General features: G+C 66.7%; 14 protein-coding genes and 1 pseudogene. 7 read left to right on the forward strand and 8 right to left on the reverse strand.

Annotated elements, in window-relative coordinates; translation table 11 throughout:
* The 3 genes and pseudogenes from AC1DR1_RS21770 to AC1DR1_RS21780 all read left to right on the forward strand — a co-directional run.
* Positions 1–226: pseudogene (locus tag AC1DR1_RS21770) on the forward strand (lipoyl synthase); the annotation flags it as partial.
* Between the two features lie 90 nt (positions 227–316).
* Positions 317–1,078, forward strand: a complete 762-nt coding sequence (locus AC1DR1_RS21775) for a DUF4191 domain-containing protein (protein ID WP_476993297.1) — start codon at positions 317–319, stop codon at positions 1,076–1,078.
* 140 nt (positions 1,079–1,218) lie between these two features.
* Positions 1,219–1,581 (forward strand): DUF3817 domain-containing protein, encoded by a 363-nt coding sequence (locus AC1DR1_RS21780; protein ID WP_364743900.1) that lies wholly within the window; start codon positions 1,219–1,221, stop codon positions 1,579–1,581.
* 838 nt (positions 1,582–2,419) lie between these two features.
* On the opposite strand, the gene AC1DR1_RS21785 is transcribed toward AC1DR1_RS21780, so the two are convergent.
* Entirely contained in the window at positions 2,420–2,857 is a 438-nt protein-coding gene (locus AC1DR1_RS21785) for an RDD family protein (RefSeq protein ID WP_229994707.1), read from the reverse strand.
* Between the two features lie 284 nt (positions 2,858–3,141).
* On the opposite strand from AC1DR1_RS21785, the gene glnA (AC1DR1_RS21790) reads away from it, so the two are divergent.
* Positions 3,142–4,566 carry a type I glutamate--ammonia ligase gene (gene glnA / locus AC1DR1_RS21790; RefSeq protein ID WP_018772378.1) on the forward strand — a complete coding sequence of 475 codons (1,425 nt, stop codon included), beginning with the start codon at positions 3,142–3,144 and terminating at the stop codon, positions 4,564–4,566.
* A gap of 113 nt (positions 4,567–4,679) precedes the next feature.
* Here the strand turns inward: glnA (AC1DR1_RS21790) and AC1DR1_RS21795 are convergent, their stop codons facing one another.
* The 5 genes from AC1DR1_RS21795 to glnA (AC1DR1_RS21815) form a co-directional block, all read right to left on the reverse strand.
* Positions 4,680–4,880 carry an AsnC family protein gene (locus tag AC1DR1_RS21795; RefSeq protein ID WP_229994708.1) on the reverse strand — a complete coding sequence of 67 codons (201 nt, stop codon included), beginning with the start codon at positions 4,878–4,880 and terminating at the stop codon, positions 4,680–4,682.
* An 87-nt stretch (positions 4,881–4,967) separates the two neighbouring features.
* Complete coding sequence (locus AC1DR1_RS21800) at positions 4,968–5,483, reverse strand: GNAT family N-acetyltransferase (protein WP_476993298.1); 516 nt, start codon at positions 5,481–5,483, stop codon at positions 4,968–4,970.
* A 49-nt stretch (positions 5,484–5,532) separates the two neighbouring features.
* Positions 5,533–5,931 (reverse strand): VOC family protein, encoded by a 399-nt coding sequence (locus AC1DR1_RS21805; protein ID WP_476993299.1) that lies wholly within the window; start codon positions 5,929–5,931, stop codon positions 5,533–5,535.
* A 90-nt stretch (positions 5,932–6,021) separates the two neighbouring features.
* A complete protein-coding gene (locus tag AC1DR1_RS21810) occupies positions 6,022–9,033 on the reverse strand; it encodes a bifunctional [glutamine synthetase] adenylyltransferase/[glutamine synthetase]-adenylyl-L-tyrosine phosphorylase (protein ID WP_229994711.1) in 3,012 nt (1,003 codons plus the stop codon).
* Positions 9,034–9,042: 9 nt separating this feature from the next.
* Positions 9,043–10,383, reverse strand: a complete 1,341-nt coding sequence (glnA, locus tag AC1DR1_RS21815) for a type I glutamate--ammonia ligase (RefSeq protein WP_120954845.1) — start codon at positions 10,381–10,383, stop codon at positions 9,043–9,045.
* Between the two features lie 262 nt (positions 10,384–10,645).
* On the opposite strand from glnA (AC1DR1_RS21815), the gene panB reads away from it, so the two are divergent.
* From panB to AC1DR1_RS21830, 3 genes are all read left to right on the forward strand, one after another.
* Positions 10,646–11,596 carry a 3-methyl-2-oxobutanoate hydroxymethyltransferase gene (gene panB, locus AC1DR1_RS21820; RefSeq protein WP_229994712.1) on the forward strand — a complete coding sequence of 317 codons (951 nt, stop codon included), beginning with the start codon at positions 10,646–10,648 and terminating at the stop codon, positions 11,594–11,596.
* Positions 11,597–11,834: 238 nt separating this feature from the next.
* Positions 11,835–12,224, forward strand: a complete 390-nt coding sequence (locus tag AC1DR1_RS21825) for an SHOCT domain-containing protein (protein WP_229994713.1) — start codon at positions 11,835–11,837, stop codon at positions 12,222–12,224.
* Positions 12,225–12,261: 37 nt separating this feature from the next.
* The gene (locus AC1DR1_RS21830) at positions 12,262–13,020 is read left to right on the forward strand and encodes an MBL fold metallo-hydrolase (protein WP_364743889.1); all 759 of its coding nucleotides are present in this window, start codon (positions 12,262–12,264) and stop codon (positions 13,018–13,020) included.
* 44 nt (positions 13,021–13,064) lie between these two features.
* On the opposite strand, the gene AC1DR1_RS21835 is transcribed toward AC1DR1_RS21830, so the two are convergent.
* Positions 13,065–15,095, reverse strand: a complete 2,031-nt coding sequence (locus tag AC1DR1_RS21835; protein ID WP_476993300.1) for a phage holin family protein — start codon at positions 15,093–15,095, stop codon at positions 13,065–13,067.
* Positions 15,096–15,239: 144 nt separating this feature from the next.
* The gene (locus AC1DR1_RS21840; protein ID WP_139164280.1) at positions 15,240–15,404 is read right to left on the reverse strand and encodes an SPOR domain-containing protein; all 165 of its coding nucleotides are present in this window, start codon (positions 15,402–15,404) and stop codon (positions 15,240–15,242) included.
* Positions 15,405–15,409: the final 5 nt, after the last annotated feature.

Raw genomic sequence — 15,409 nt, forward strand, 5'->3', positions numbered from 1 at the left:
CTGGGTCAAGCCGCAGGAATTCGTGGACCTGCAAAACGAAGCGGACGAGATCGGCTTCCTCGGCGTCATGTCCGGGCCCCTGGTGCGCTCCTCCTACCGCGCCGGCCGGCTCTGGGCCACCGCGATGCGCAAGAAGGGCTGGGAAATCCCGGCCGAACTCGCCCACATCGAAAGCTCCGGCAGCACCCGCCAGGAAGCCAGCTCACTGCTCGCGGCGCATTCCTGAATCCTGTTCTCAGACCCTTCCAGCCAAGGGCCGGCCCCGGAGTCATCCGGTGCCGGCCCTTGGCCGTCCATCACGTAGAATTAAGGCACTATGGTGAATTCCCCTGATCCCAGCAACTCCAGCCCGGCTTCCGATGCTCCGAAGCGCGGACTTTTCTCCCGCAAGCCCAAGGAAGCAAAGGCCAAGAAGCCGAGCCGGCTGAAGCAGATCGGCGAAGTCTTCCAGATGACGCGCCGCCACGATCCCATGGTTCCGTGGCTGATGTTGCTGGCCTTCCTCGGTGTTGTTGCGGTCAGCCTCCTGGTCGGCTTCCTGCTCGAAAACTGGATCACCGGCCTGATCATCGGCATCGCTCTGGGTGCCCTTGCCGCCACACTGATCCTGTCCCGCCGTGCCGAGCGCGCCGCGTTCGCTCAGATCGAGGACCAGCCGGGCGCTTCAGGCGCCGCACTGGGCACGCTCAAGCGCGGGTGGATCACCGAGGACCAGCCCGTCGCCGTGAACCCGCGCACGCAGGACGCCGTCTTCCGCGCCATCGGCCGTCCCGGCGTCGTGCTCGTCAGCGAAGGCCCCAGCAACCGGGTCAAGCCGCTGGTCGACGCCGAGCGCAAGCGTCTTGCACGCATCCTCCCCAACGTCACCATTCACGTGATCGAGAGCGGCCGCGGCGAAGGCCAGGTGCCGCTCAGCCAGATCGCCAGGAAGATGAACAAGCTCAAGGGCGAACTGACCAAGACCGAGGTCAGCGCCGTGTCCAAGCGCATTTCGTCGCTCGGCGGCCGTCTGCCCATCCCGAAGGGCATCGATCCCTACAAGGCCCGTCCGGACCGCAAGGCGGCCCGCGGACGCTAGGCCCTTCCCACAGCCCATTAGTAGTGCAGAAACGCCAGTAACGCAGAAACGCCCCGGTTCACGGCCACAATCCGCCAGCCGGGGCGTTTCCATTACCGTCCGAGATCTACCCGACGGGTGCCAGGAACCAGGAGAACCGCATGACATTCCCACCGACCGCCATCATGATCCGCATCTTCCGGGGGCTGGCGATCGCCGAAGCGTTCAGCTGGGCCGCGTTGCTGGTCGGCATGGTGCTCAAATGGGTGACCAAGACGACGGAACTCGGCGTGGAGATTGCCGGTCCCATCCACGGCGCGTTCTTCATCGGCTATTCGGTCGCGGCCTTGAGCCTGTGGGCGAAGCTTCGCTGGCCGTTCCGGGTTGCCCTGCTCTCAGGCGTGTCCGCCGTCTTCCCCTTCGCGACCGTCTGGTTTGAACGTTGGGCCGGGCGCCGCGGTCACCTGGCGGTGCAGGCCGGAGAGGCCGCGCCGACGCCGGCCCAGGAGACGGCGGGGGTCTAATTTTGCCCGGGACCTCGGGTTCTGTGCGCCCTGGCACCAACACTGCGCCAATCTGACGCAGATGGCCGCTATGCGGGGAGGTTAGCGGCCATTCGTGGCAAACCGCCGCCAAACGGGGAGGTTAGCGGCCGTTCGTGGCAAGTGGACGAGGGACCGCCGCGCCCTGGCACCATCGCTGCGCCCATCCGACGCAAATGGCCGCTCTGCGGGGACGTTAGCGGCCGTCCGTGGCAAACGGACGAGGGACCGCCGCGCCCTGRCACCATCGCTGCGCCCCTCTGACGCATATGGCCACCATGCGGGGAGGTTAGCGGCCGTCCGCGGCGAACCGCGCCAAAACGGGGAGGTTAGCGGCCGTCCGCGGCAAACGGACGAGGGACCGCCGCGCCCTGACAACATCGCTGCGCCCATCCGACGCAAATGGCCGCTCTGCGGGGAGGTTAGCGGCCGTCCGTGGCAAACGGACGAGGGACCGCCGCGCCCTGACAACATCGCTGCGCCCATCCGTGGCAAACCGCCGCCAAACGGGGAGGTTAGCGGCCGTCCGTGGCAAACGGACGAGGGACCGCCGCGCCCTGGCACCATCGCTGCGCCCATCCGACGCAAATGGCCGCTATCCGGGGACGTTAGCGGCCGTTCGTGGCAAACCGCCGCCAAACGGGGAGGTTAGCGGCCGTTCGTGGCAAACGGACGAGGGACCGCCGCGCCCTGGCACCAACACTGAGCCAATCTGACGCAAATGGCCGCTATCCGGGGASGTTAGCGGCCGTTCGTGGCAAGCGGACGAGGGACCGCCGCGCCCTGACGGCCTGGCACCGCCGCCGGACACGGGCAGGAGCTACATCCGGACGAGCACGGTATTCATGGCCTTGTCGTGGAGGCCGCGCTGGTCCGGGTCGAAGATGACGGCAGGGATAACCAGGCACAGCAGCAGAGTGCGCACCAGAGCCGCGAGCGGGCCTGCCGGGCCTCCGCCCAGCCGGACCACGTGGATCCCCACGATCCGGTGGCCGATGCTGTAGCCGAGGGTGCCGATCAGCAGGATCTGCTCGATGGCAAACACGGCAAGGGTGGCCCAGGAATCGCCGGCGAAGGCGAAATTGCTGATCAACAGCGCGATGCCCCAGTCAATGCAGATCGCCAGGATGCGCCGGCCGGCACGGGCGATCGATCCTGACCCGGCGTCGGGCAGCCCTAGGCGCTCCCCCGGGTACCTGGAGATGCCGGATGTGTCCGGCCCGGTGAGCCATGAACCGATGTCTTTGCGATCTACCACCCTCCAATCTTATCGGCTCTGGCATGTCCACAGTGTGGGCGGTAGGGTGTCACACTGTGGACCGTATAGGCCACAGTATGGACCTGCGGCTAGCGTTTACGTGTCAGGGCATTCTGTAACCTCCCCGAAACAATGCGGACACTGCGGGGAAATCCCATGTCCTTAGGGTGGTAACAGTTGCTAGCGACTGCGAAGCGGGGGAGTTTTTTTGCCTTCCCCGCTGTTGGACTGCGCTGGACCAATGTGCCTGACGGCCAGATTTTTCATATGCGTAAGGAGCATAGATGTTCAAGACTGCGGACGAAGTCCTCAAGTTCATCAAGGACGAAGACATCAAATTCGTCGATATCCGCTTCACCGATCTCCCTGGCGTTCAGCAGCACTTCAACGTGCCCGCCAAGAGCGTTGACGCAGACTTCTTCGTCAACGGCCAGCTGTTCGACGGATCTTCGATCCGCGGCTTCCAGGGCATCGCCGAGTCTGACATGCAGCTCATCCCGGACGTCACGACGGCGTTCATCGACACGTTCCGCATGGAGAAGACCCTTGCGCTGAACTTCTCGATCGTGAACCCGCGTACCGGTGACCCGTACCACCGCGATCCCCGCGGCGTGGCCGAGAAGGCTGAGGCCTACCTGGCTTCCACCGGCATTGCCGACACCGCGTTCTTCGCTCCCGAGGCCGAGTTCTTCGTCTTCGACAACGTCCAGTACCAGTCCTCGCCCCAGGGCAGCTTCTACAAGATCGACTCCGAGGAAGCGCACTGGAACTCCGGCCGTGAGGAAGAGGGCGGAAACCTCGGCTACAAGACCCCGGTCAAGGGCGGTTACTTCCCGGTCTCCCCCACTGACAAGCAGGCCGACCTGCGCGACGCCATGTGTGTTGCCCTGGACGAGGCCGGCCTTGAGGTCGAGCGCAGCCACCACGAGGTCGGCTCCGCCGGCCAGGCTGAGATCAACTACAAGTTCACCACCCTGACCCACGCGGCTGATGACCTGCAGAAGTTCAAGTACGTCATCAAGAACACCGCTGACGCCTGGGGCAAGTCTGTGACCTTCATGCCGAAGCCGGTTTTCGGTGACAACGGCTCGGGCATGCACTGCCACCAGTCACTGTGGACCGGCGGCGAGCCGCTGTTCTACGACGAGAAGGGCTACGCCGGCCTGTCCGACACTGCCCGCTGGTACATCGGCGGCCTGCTGAAGCACTCCTCCGCCGTCCTGGCCTTCACCAACCCGACGGTGAACTCCTACCGCCGCCTGGTCAAGGGCTTCGAAGCTCCGGTCAACATGGTCTACTCGCAGGGCAACCGCTCCGCCGGTATCCGTATCCCGATCACGGGCTCCAACCCGAAGGCCAAGCGCATCGAGTTCCGCGCACCGGACCCCTCCTCCAACCCGTACCTGGCGTTCGCCGCCCAGCTGATGGCCGGCATTGACGGCATCCGCAACCGGATCGAACCCCCGGCTCCGATCGACAAGGACCTCTACGAGCTCCCGGCCGAAGAAGCCAAGGACATCCCCAAGGCTCCGGGCACCCTGGAGGAGGCCCTGGACGCACTGGCCGAGGACAACGAGTTCCTGCAGGCCGGCGGCGTCTTCACCCAGGACCTGATCGACACCTGGATCGAGTACAAGTACGAGAACGAGATCCGTCCGCTCTCGCTGCGCCCGAACCCGTACGAGTTCGAGCTCTACTACGGCGTCTAGCTAGATCATGCGGCTAGGCCCTGCCTAGCCGGCCGGAATTCTCAGGACTTCCGAACAAAAAGGCCGGTCACGGGTTTCACCCGTGGCCGGCCTTTTTCTGAATCTTCCGCACCTCAGCGCTTTCCGTACTTCTTGTGCACCGCCTGCTTGCTGACACCGAGGCACACCGCAATCGCCTCCCACGACAGTCCGGCCTGCCGCGCACGCAGCACCACCTCGGTTTCTGTGCGCGCCAGTTCCTTATGGAGCTCCGCCACGGCGCACAGCGCCTCGGCCGGGCCTTTGCCGTCCATCGAGCCAATCAAGGTCTTCATGCCACACCTCCTTGCGTCAACCCTAGTTGACGGATGCGGAGGGCGTCAACGCACGTTGACACACCGGCTGGAGCGGACTCCAGATGGTCAGAATGCCCAGTACATAATGCGTTGCGGGCCGGCGTCGCCGCCTTCGTAGCGGCCGCGGTCCTCGAAACCGGCCTTGCGGTAAGCGGCCAGGCCGCCCGGGTTCAGTTCGTTGACGGAGAGTACGACGCCGGCCTGGCCGCTGCCCAGGCCCGCCGTCAGTTTGGCGGCCTCCCGCACTGAGGCCTCCGCGGCGAGGGTGCCGAGGCCCTTGCCCTGCTGACGCCGGTCGATCAGGAAGCCCCGCAGCAGCCAGGCGGAGTCGTCGTCAGGCCAGCCGGCGAGGCGCGCCGCTCCGGCCTGGAGGGTGAGGACTCCGACGGCGGTGCCGTTCTCATCCACGGCGAACGGATGCCGGGACTCTTCCTCAAGCGCGATCAGCATCATCCGCAGCGGCTCGCCGACGAACTTCAGCTGCCCCTCGCCGAGCTCCAGCAGCGCGATCTCCCCAAGTTTGATGGCCCGGGCGTCGTCGTCGAGGTTCTTCAAGGGCAGCAGCCACACATGTCCAGACATGTAGACAGCGTACCCGCGCAGGCGGCGCCTGCCGCCACGCGCAAAACAGCTACAGCGCAGCGTCCTTAGGCGGGCCGGCCGGATCCATCCAGAAGACTTCCCAGAGGTGGCCGTCCGGGTCCTGGAAGCTGTGCGTGTACATGAAGCCGTAGTCCTGGGCCTCCTCCGATGCCGTGCCGCCGGAGGTCAGGGCGGTACGGATGACGTCGTCCACGGCTTCGCGGCTCTCAAGCGAGAAGGACATGATGACCTCGGCGGTGTCAGCCGTAGCGCCGACGGACTTCGAGGTGAAGGTCTTGAAGTAGGACTCGACGAGCAACATCACGTACGCGTCGTCATTGACGATCATGCAGGTGGCGTTCTCATCAGTGAAGTCGGGGTTGAAGGAGAATCCCAGCGCTGTGAAGAACTCAACGGTCTTATCGAGATTCCGGACGGGAAGGTTCACAAACAGTTGCCTGGCCATCCGCCCAAGGTAGCACCGCACTGCAATCGTGTCAGTAGGGAGTTTCAGTAGCCGCGTGCCAGCCAGCAAGCGCTACTGGCCGTAGAAGACCCGCTCGAAAACTGCCCGGGCGCGGCGGCTCAACCGGAGGTAGTCCTCTTCCAGCGCCGCCGCGTTGCCCTGTCCATAGCCGCACCAGCGGGCCACGGCCTCAAGGTCGCGGCGGGAGGAGGGCAGCAGGTCCGAGGACCGGCCGGTCCAGATGACATTGGCCGAACGGATCCGGCTCGCCAGCCGCCAGGCGCGGAGGAGGATTACGGTGTCCCCCGCGTCGATCAGATCCAGGGCCGCCGCCGCCTCGAGCGCCTCCACGGTGGACGTGGTCCGCAGCTGCGGATGTTTGCCGGCGTGCCGGAGCTGGAGCAGCTGGGCCAGCCATTCGACGTCGCTCAGCCCGCCCCTGCCGAGCTTCAGGTGCCGGGCGGGATCGGCCCCGCGCGGCAGGCGCTCCGCCTCGACCCTGGCCTTGACCCGCCGGACCTCCCGCACGTCCTGGTCAGACAACGACTCCGGGTACCGGATGGTATCGATCAGGGCCACAAAATCCTCGGCCAGGGCATCGTCGCCGGCCATGGGACGCGCCCGCAGCAGCGCCTGGGCCTCCCAGACAAGGGACCACCGGCGGTAGTACTCGGCATAGGACTCCAGGGACCGCACCATGGGCCCGCTCTTGCCCTCGGGGCGCAGGTCAGCGTCCACCGCCAGCACCCGTTCGGCCAAAATCGCCGGTTTGAGCGGCTGGGTCAGCAGGCTGGAGAGCTTGCCCACTATCTGCAGGGCCTGCGCCTGTGCCTCCTCTTCCGGCACGCCGGGGAGTCCRCGGTGGACGTACATGACGTCGGCGTCCGAGCCGTAGCCGATCTCCCGGCCGCCCTGACGGCCCATCGCGACCACCAGCACGTGCGTCTTCAGCGGTTCCTCGGCGGTGATGATCGTCTCCGCCACGCGCAGCGCCCCCAGGACGGCCGCCCGGTCCGTATCAGCGAGGGCTGCCCCCACCTGGTCCTGGTCCAGCAGCCCCTCGCTGTCCGCAATGGCGATCCGCAGGATTTCCCGGCGCCGGATCAGCCGGATCAGCCGCATGGCACTCTCCGGGTCCGCGTGCCGGGACATCTTCGAGGTGATCTCAAGCCATTGGGATTCGAAGCTGAGCGGCACCAGGTCCTTGTCCGTGCCCAGCCAGGCCACGGACTCGGGTGAAACCTCCAGCAGGTCCGCGATCAGCCGGGAGTTGGCGAGCACGTGGCAGAGCCGCTCTGCCGCGACCGTCGAATCCCGGAGCATGCCCAGGTACCAGTGCGTCGTGCCAAGGGCCTCGCTGACGCGCCGGAAGGCGAGCAGCCCGGCGTCGGGGTCCACGCCGTCGGCGAGCCAGTCCAGCAGAATGGGCAGGAGCTGGCGCTGGAGTGCGGCGCGCCGGCTCACGCCGGCGGTGAGGGCCTCGATGTGCCGCATCGCACCGGGGGGATCGAGGTAGCCGAGGGCCGCGAGGCGGCCTTGGGCGGCTTCCGGAGTCAGGCGCGCCTCTTCGCTGCTCAGGGTGGCGACGGTATTGAGCAGGGGGCGGTAGAAAATACGTTCGTGGAGTTCCCGCACAGAGCGCTTGGTCTTTCGCCAGGCGGCGACCAGGGCATCCGGCTTGGGCCGCTCGGCGGAGAACGGTCCCAGGACAGCCTTGGCCAGGGAGCGCAACGATGCCTCGTTGACCGGCATGAGGTGGGTCCGGCGCAGCTGGAACAGCTGGATCCGGTGTTCGAGGAGGCGCAGGTAGCGGTAGTCGCGGTCGAACTCCGCGGCGTCCGACCGGCCGATGTACCCGCCCGCGGACAGCGCGGCGATGGCCGAGGTGGTGTCCCGGCAGCGCAACGATTCATCGGACTTGCCGTGCACGAGCTGGAGCAGCTGGACGGTGAATTCGACGTCGCGCAGTCCTCCGCGGCCCAGTTTGATCTGCCGCTGTTCCTCATCGGCTGGAATATGTTCGGTGACGCGGCGGCGCATGGCGCGGACGGATTCGACAAAGCCGTCCCGTCCCGCAGAGGACCAGATCAAGGGCGTCACGGCTGCCTCGTAGCGGGCCCCCAGGGCGGTGTCGCCGGCAATCGTCCGGGCCTTCAGGAGGGCCTGGAATTCCCAGCTCTCGGCCCAGCGCGCGTAATAGCTTTCGTGCGAGGCGAGGGTCCGGACCAGCGGCCCGGATTTGCCCTCGGGCCGGAGGTTCGCATCCACTTCCCACAGCCCGGGTTCGCGGCTCGTGGACATGATCGCCCGCGAGATCCCGGCAGCCAGGACGGTGCCGATGGTAGTGGCCAGGGTGTCTTCCAGCGCGCCGGAATCGATCACGTAGATGACGTCGACGTCGGATATGTAGTTCAGTTCGCCGGCACCGCACTTGCCCATGCCGATTACGGCGAGCCCGACGTCGGCCACCTCCTCGGCGTCGAACTTCTCCGCTGCCTCGGCCCGGGACACGGCGAGGGCGGCCTCGAGGGCGGCTCCGGCGAGATCTGCCAGTTCCGCTCCCGCGGCCGGCATGAAGTCCAGCGGATCGGCCGCGCACAGGTCCTTGATGGCGAGTTCCACGAGCCCGCGCCGGTAGGCGGTCCGCAGGGCGGCGTAGGCTTCCTGACCGCTAAGGGCCGCCACCGGCCGGGCAGATTTGGGGTCGGCCCGCACCGACTGCAGCAGCCGGGACCGCAGGGCCGCGGCGTCTGCGGCCAGCGGTTCCGGGCTGACCCGGACCTCGAAGGCGTCGAGGTGCTCGGGGTGGCGGATGAGGAACTCGCCCAGCGCCTCGGAGGCCCCCAGGACCCGGTACAGCGGTTCGCTGCTCTCCAGGTCCGCGACGGCAAGCTTGCGCAGCTCCGGGTGCTTCTCGATCAGCCGCACCAGGGACTGCAGGGCCGTGTCCGGGTTCGCCGCCAGTTGCAGCCCCGCGAACAGGGCATCCTGGTCGAGCCCCTCCAGCTCCCGGGCCGCCAGGAACCGCTCGCCCTTGTCCAGATCACTGAAGCCGGCGGCAATGAGGCGTCGTGCCAGGCTCATTGGGGCAGCCTACAGAATGCCGAGATTGCGTTGCAGCTCGTAGGGCGTCACCTGGAGGCGGTAGTCCTGCCATTCTGCACGCTTGTTGCGCAGGAAGTGCTCGAACACCTGCTCGCCGAGGATCTGCGGCATGAGTTCGGAATCCTCCATGGTCCGGATCGCGTCGTGCAGGCTCGCCGGCAGCGGGTCGTGGCCCATGGCGCGGCGTTCCGCCGAGCTCAGTGACCAGATGTCGTCCTCGGCCGCCGCGGGGAGCTGGTAGCCCTCCTCGATGCCTTTCAGGCCGGCACCGAGGAGCACGGCATAGGCCAGGTAGGGGTTGGCGGCGGAGTCGATGCCACGGTATTCGATCCGCGCGGACTGGCCCTTGCCGGGCTTGTACAGCGGGACCCGGACCAGCGCGGAGCGGTTGTTGTGGCCCCAGCTCAGGTAGCTCGGTGCTTCCCCCCCGCCCCAGAGCCGCTTGTACGAGTTCACGAACTGGTTGGTCACCGCCGTGAATTCGGGGGCATGCTTGAGGATGCCGGCAATGAACTGGCGCGCCGTCTCGGAAAGCTGGAACTCCGCACCGGCCTCGTAGAAGGCGTTGGTGTCTCCTTCAAAGAGCGAGAAGTGCGTGTGCATGCCGGAGCCCGGGTGGGCTGTGAAGGGCTTGGGCATGAAGGTGGCGTACGTGCCCTGCTGCAGCGCGACCTCCTTGATGACCGTCCGGAAGGTCATGATGTTATCCGCGGTCTGCAGCGCGTCCGCGTAGCGCAGGTCGATCTCGTTCTGGCCCGGCCCGGCCTCGTGGTGGCTGAATTCCACGGAGATGCCGACGGATTCGAGCATGGTCACGGCGGTCCGGCGGAAGTCCTGGGCCACGCCGCCCGGGACGTGGTCAAAATAGCCGCCCTCGTCCACGGGGACCGGCGATCCGTCGGGGCCCGGCTGCTGGGACTTGAGCAGGTAGAACTCGATCTCGGGGTGGGTGTAGCAGGTGAAGCCCATGTCCGCGGCCTTGGCCAGGGTGCGCTTGAGGACGTTGCGCGGGTCCGCGGCGGAGGGTTCGCCGTCGGGGGTCAGGATGTCGCAGAACATCCGCGAGGTGGCCTCGGTCTCGCCGCGCCACGGCAGGATCTGGAACGTGGCCGGATCCGGCTGGGCGAGCATGTCGGATTCAAAGACACGGGCCAGGCCTTCGATCGATGACCCGTCGAATCCGAGCCCTTCCTCGAACGCGCCTTCAACCTCGGCCGGGGCCAGGGCCACGGACTTGAGCGATCCCACGACGTCGGTGAACCAAAGGCGCACAAACCGCACATCGCGCTCTTCGATCGTCCGCAGGACAAACTCTTGCTGGCGGTCCATACTGGCCTCTTTCCGGTTCTTCCATCCGCCCCAGGCCCGCCTTTCATGGGCCCTGCGGCTGCTCACGGTTCACTTTACTAAGCATTGCCTCCGATTGCTGAAGCCGGACCCCCGCGTAACACACCGTTAACACAACGGCGGAGGATTTCGCGGCGTACGGCGGCGCTGCGCCGTCACGCGGACCGCCCTTGTGACGTGATTCACTGCCAACGGGGACGTTCCCCGGTAGCTGCGGCACTTCGTATCGCATTACGCTCGTGGCATGGCCACACCTAACAGCTCTGATTCCAGCACGCCCGCAGAACTTGCGGCCCCCTACGGCAACGGCCCGGCAGCGGCTTCAGCGGCCGTCCCATCCGGAACCACGGGTGGCGCCGGCGGCGGCACTGGCGGGGCTGCGGAGGCGCCCCGGAAGCCGGCGGCCAGGATCCGCACGCATCATCTGTACCAGGCCAAGGTCAACGGTGAGCGCTTCGCCATGCTCACCGCTTATGACCAGTACACCGCCGAGATTTTTGACCAGGCAGGCATCGAGGTGCTGCTGGTGGGCGATTCGGCGTCCAATAACGTCTTCGGCAACGAGACAAGCCTGCCCGTGACGGTGGACGAGCTCCTTCCGCTGTGCCGGGCCGTCGCCCGCTCCGCGCGGCGGGCTCTGGTGGTCGCGGACCTGCCGTTCGGCAGCTACGAGGTCTCCGCCCAGCAGGCGGTCGCCACCGGCGTGCGGTTCCTGAAAGAGGGCCTTGCCCACGGGGTCAAGATCGAAGGCGGAAAGTTCTACGCCGAGACCGTCCGCGCCATGGTCCAGGCCGGGATCCCGGTCATGGCGCACATCGGCTTCACCCCGCAGAGCGAGCACGCCCTCGGCGGCTACCGGGTCCAGGGCCGCGGCGATGACGCCCAGCGGTTGATCGACGACGCCGTCGCGCTGGCGGACGCCGGCGCGTTCTGCGTGCTCATGGAAATGGTCCCGGCCGCCACGGCGGCCGCCGTGGATGCCGCTGTCGAGGTCCCCACCGTCGGCATCGGCGCAGGCAGCGCCACTACGGGACAGGTCCTTGTGTGGCAGGACATGGCGGGCCTGCGCGGTGGAAAGATGGCGAAATTCGTCAAGCAGTACGCGGACCTGCGCACCTCGCTCAGCGACGCGGCGAAAGCTTACGGCGAGGACGTGCGCTCGGGCCAGTTCCCCGGCCCGGAGCACTCCTTCTAAGCCACCTCCGGAGCACTCCATCTCAGCCGCCGTGGTGCCCACAAGGCATTCGTTATTCGTATCCAAAGCGTGACCTGCGGCGATACCTCATCCTTCACGGGCGATGCGTTGCGTCTCCGGTGCGGGCAGGCTGGCCATTAAGGTCTGCATTAAGGCCCCAAGATGTTCCGCCGGCCCGGACGGTTTCATGCGCGAAGCGCTGGGTCAGGCTCCGGCGGACACGACTGGAGGAGTATCGATGGACACGAATAGCTTCTGGGACGTCCTGCTGTGGAGTTTCTGGTTCTTCATCTGGATCGCCGCGCTGATGGTGTGGTTCCGTTGCCTGATGGACTTGTTCGGCGACCACGAGCTCAGCGGCTGGGGTAAAGCCGGCTGGGTAATACTGCTGATCTTCGTACCCTGGCTCGGCGCCCTCATCTACCTGATCGCCCGGGGCCGCAGCATGGCCGAGCGGCAGATGAAGACGCTGGCCCAGCAACAGGCTGCCCAACAGGAGTACATCCAGCAGGTCGCAGGCAAGTCGGCCAGTCCCGCCGCCCAGATCGCCGATGCCAGGGCGCTGCTCGATTCCGGAGCTATCAACCAGACCGAGTTTGATTCCCTGAAGGCAAAGGCCCTGGCCTGACGCGACACCTGACCTGGACAACGGGCGACGGCCCGGCATGAGAATCACCTGGCTTGGTCACTCCTCGGTGGTTCTGGATCTCGACGGAGTTCGGGTCCTGACCGACCCGCTGCTTCGTCCCCATGCCGGGCTGTTGCGACGCCTGGCACCGCGGCCGGCCCCGGAGTCGTGGAGCCGACCGGACGTGGTGCTGCTCTCCCACCTGCACCACGACCACGCCGAGCTGCGCTCCCTGCGCATGCTCCGCGGGGCAGCGCTGATGAGCGCTCCGGCGAACGTTGCCTGGTTGCGTCGCAGAAAGCTGCTGCACACGGTTCCTTTGGGGGACGGCTGGACGCCGGTAGGCGGCGGGGTCGAGATTCGCCAGGTGCCCGCCGAGCATCGCAGCCGCCCTATGCCGCACCGTCCCAACGACGCCAATGGCCAACTCGTTCGGGGCCCATCGGGCATCGTCTGGATCGCCGGTGACACGAGTTTGTATCCGGAGATGGCCGCGATCCCCGCCATGGCGGGAGGGCCCATCGATGTCGCCCTGGTGCCGGTCTGGGGGTGGGGACCGAGGCTCTCGGCGGGACACCTGTCTCCGGAGAGCGCCGCCCGGGCTGTCGCGATGAGCGGCGCGCGATTCGCCGTACCGGTGCACTGGGGAACGCTGCACCCTCCGTTCGTCACACATTTTGCCCGGAGCTGGTTTGAGCAGCCCGGGCACCGGTTTGCTGAGGCCGTGGCGGAGCAGGCTCCTGGCTGCACGGCAGTGGTCCTCGCTCCCGGCCAGTCATGGGTAGCGCCCGAGTGAGTCGCTCAGCCCAGTCATTCAATCCAGTCACTCAACCCAGTCACTCAATTGTGGAATGCCGTCGTGGCTCGTTGGCCGCAGGACTCGAGCATTCCCACCAGCACCCGGTGGAGTTCTCCGGCACCCTCGATCCGCTCGGGCAGCCCCGCCATGAGGTCGGCCGGGCCGATCAGCATGGCGCGGTCCTGCCAACCGCCGAGGCCCCCGTGGGATCCGACGAGGCCTTCGAATGCTGAGACGTCGTCGGTCACTGGATCGACCGCGCTGTTCACATATAAATCCGGTGCCTCGGGGTGCATCATCGCCCGGGCGAGCACCCGCGCCGCGTGGGAGCCGAAGCCGGCCAACGGATCGATGCCCTCCACCGCGCCGCTGGTGAGGTTGAGGCGCCCACCGCTTCCGATCGCCCACGACTGGCCGTCGTCATCAATGCCGGCGACAAACCCGACACCGGGATGGCCTGCCAGGCCCGGGATCAGGGCTGGCCACTGGCTCTCGAGKGCTCGGAGAGTCAAGCGCCGGTCACCCCGCACGTAGACCAGGCCCAGGTTGCCTGAACCCAACACGACCACCGGATCCTCGGCGTCGCCGGGAGCCGACGTCTGCTGCGCCTTGGTCAGCACCTTATCGGCACGGCCGGCCAGTTTCCCGGTCATCCCGCCGGCCGCAATGTCGCCGGCGATGGAGTCCGCGCGCCCAAGCCCCTCGACGGACGCGTCCACGTTCTGAACCTGTTCGTTCATCAGTTCCGCACACAGATCGCCGAGCGCCTGGCCATACCGGTCGGCGAACGGGGTGCCCTGGGACTGGCCGTGGTCCGAGAGCACCACCAGCCGGTAGCGGCGGGGGGCGGACCCGGCGAGCTGGGCCAGGGATCCGAGCGTGCGGTCCAGGCCATCGAGGGCGGCGAGGGATTCGGGCCGGAACATGCCTGCATGGTGGGCGATCTCGTCGTAGTCGACGTAGTCGACATAGATGACCTTCGTGCCACGACGCAACTCCTCCGCCACCAAGGCCGTGTTCAGGTCTCGCAGCAGAGCGTTGGTGACGGCTCGCAGCAGGGCGAAGGTCCAGTCTCGATGCACACGCGGGTTGAGGTCACGCTTGACCTGTCTCCGGGCCTGCCAACGCTCCTTGAGGATCTCCGCGACTGTCCGCGTGAAGCTGCGCATGAATCCGTTCGGCGAAGCGAAAAACCACGCGAACGCACGACGGGTTTGGGTGGAACCGCGCCGGACCTCCACCCGGCTCATCGTCAATAGCGATCGGGGCGCGTCACCGGTGAACAGATTCGAAATGGAGACGCCGTCGTCGCAGAGCAGGCCTTGGCCGGTGCTGTGCCTTTCCTCGATCACCCGGGCGTCTGCCGGACGGTTGGCCACCAGGACCCGTTTGAGCTCACGGTCATACCACCGGAAGGCGGGGATCCCGTCGACGGTCCCGTGCAGAATGCCCAGCTGGCTGGCTGGCGTGGTGCACGGCAGCTGCGGAGTCCATTCACGGAACTGGTAATCCCCCGATGTCAGCCAGCGCCGGATATGGGGTACTGCCCCGGATTGGACCGCCCACTGCAGTACCGGGAAGGGGACGCCGTCGAGTTGCACGAACAGGACGCCGTCAACTTCCGGATCCGTCACCGTTTCCTGCCGGCGTGCCCTTCCGGCCAGCGAGGTGATGAGTCCGTCATCAGTCCCGGCCGTGGTGGCCCACGAGATGAKCGTGCCCACGACGGCACTGACCCAGGTCGCGGCAAGTGCGGTCCATGCCGTCGACTCGATGCCGGGCACCAGGCGGATGGCGACGTACATGATCAGGGCCTGCCCGATCAAAGCGGTGAGAAGCACCRCCAGCCAGCCCACCCGGGCGGAGATCTCCACCAGCGCGGGGCGGAGCACCAGACCGACGATGCCCGCCACTGCTGCCACTGCGGCGTAGGCCCACCAACTGGTTGCTGAGAACCCTGGCAGCAGGGCGCCGGTGATAATGAGGGCTGCAGTCGAAGCAGCCCAGGCAAGGGCCAGCCTGGCCAGGTCGGTGACTCGGGCGCCGCGGGTGCGGATAGCGCTGGTCGGCATTTTCTCAGTATGGCTGGCCGTAACCGGCTGGCACTCACCCTCGCAGGGTGAGAATGACAGGCTGAGAAAAATCAGCCCCCGTGCGCGTTGTCCGGTCTGCGATTGCCAGCGGATGCCCCCACCTGCGCGGCAGGCCGAAACAGGCTAGTCGTCCTCGTCCTTTTCCCACGCCTCGTTACGCGCCTTGACCTTCTCCAGGGCGTGTTCGGCTTCCTCACGGGTCTTGTACGGTCCGATCAACTGACTCCAGTCGGACATCGCGTCTTCCTCGATCTCGTGAGTGTTGACGTTGTACCAGTATTCGGGCATCGGGG

It is taken from the genome of Arthrobacter sp. P4_F10 (assembly GCF_056401435.1).

What these genes read in the sequence shown, in the direction of transcription:
- AC1DR1_RS21775 (WP_476993297.1), top strand. Translation starts at nt 317, where the DNA reads ATGGTGAATTCCCCTGATCCCAGCAACTCCAGCCCGGCTTCCGATGCT.
- AC1DR1_RS21780 (WP_364743900.1), top strand. Translation starts at nt 1,219, where the DNA reads ATGACATTCCCACCGACCGCCATCATGATCCGCATCTTCCGGGGGCTG.
- glnA (WP_018772378.1), top strand. Translation starts at nt 3,142, where the DNA reads ATGTTCAAGACTGCGGACGAAGTCCTCAAGTTCATCAAGGACGAAGAC.
- AC1DR1_RS21795 (WP_229994708.1), bottom strand. Translation starts at nt 4,880, where the DNA reads ATGAAGACCTTGATTGGCTCGATGGACGGCAAAGGCCCGGCCGAGGCG.
- AC1DR1_RS21800 (WP_476993298.1), bottom strand. Translation starts at nt 5,483, where the DNA reads ATGTCTGGACATGTGTGGCTGCTGCCCTTGAAGAACCTCGACGACGAC.
- glnA (WP_120954845.1), bottom strand. Translation starts at nt 10,383, where the DNA reads ATGGACCGCCAGCAAGAGTTTGTCCTGCGGACGATCGAAGAGCGCGAT.
- panB (WP_229994712.1), top strand. Translation starts at nt 10,646, where the DNA reads ATGGCCACACCTAACAGCTCTGATTCCAGCACGCCCGCAGAACTTGCG.
- AC1DR1_RS21825 (WP_229994713.1), top strand. Translation starts at nt 11,835, where the DNA reads ATGGACACGAATAGCTTCTGGGACGTCCTGCTGTGGAGTTTCTGGTTC.
- AC1DR1_RS21830 (WP_364743889.1), top strand. Translation starts at nt 12,262, where the DNA reads ATGAGAATCACCTGGCTTGGTCACTCCTCGGTGGTTCTGGATCTCGAC.
- AC1DR1_RS21840 (WP_139164280.1), bottom strand. Translation starts at nt 15,404, where the DNA reads ATGCCCGAATACTGGTACAACGTCAACACTCACGAGATCGAGGAAGAC.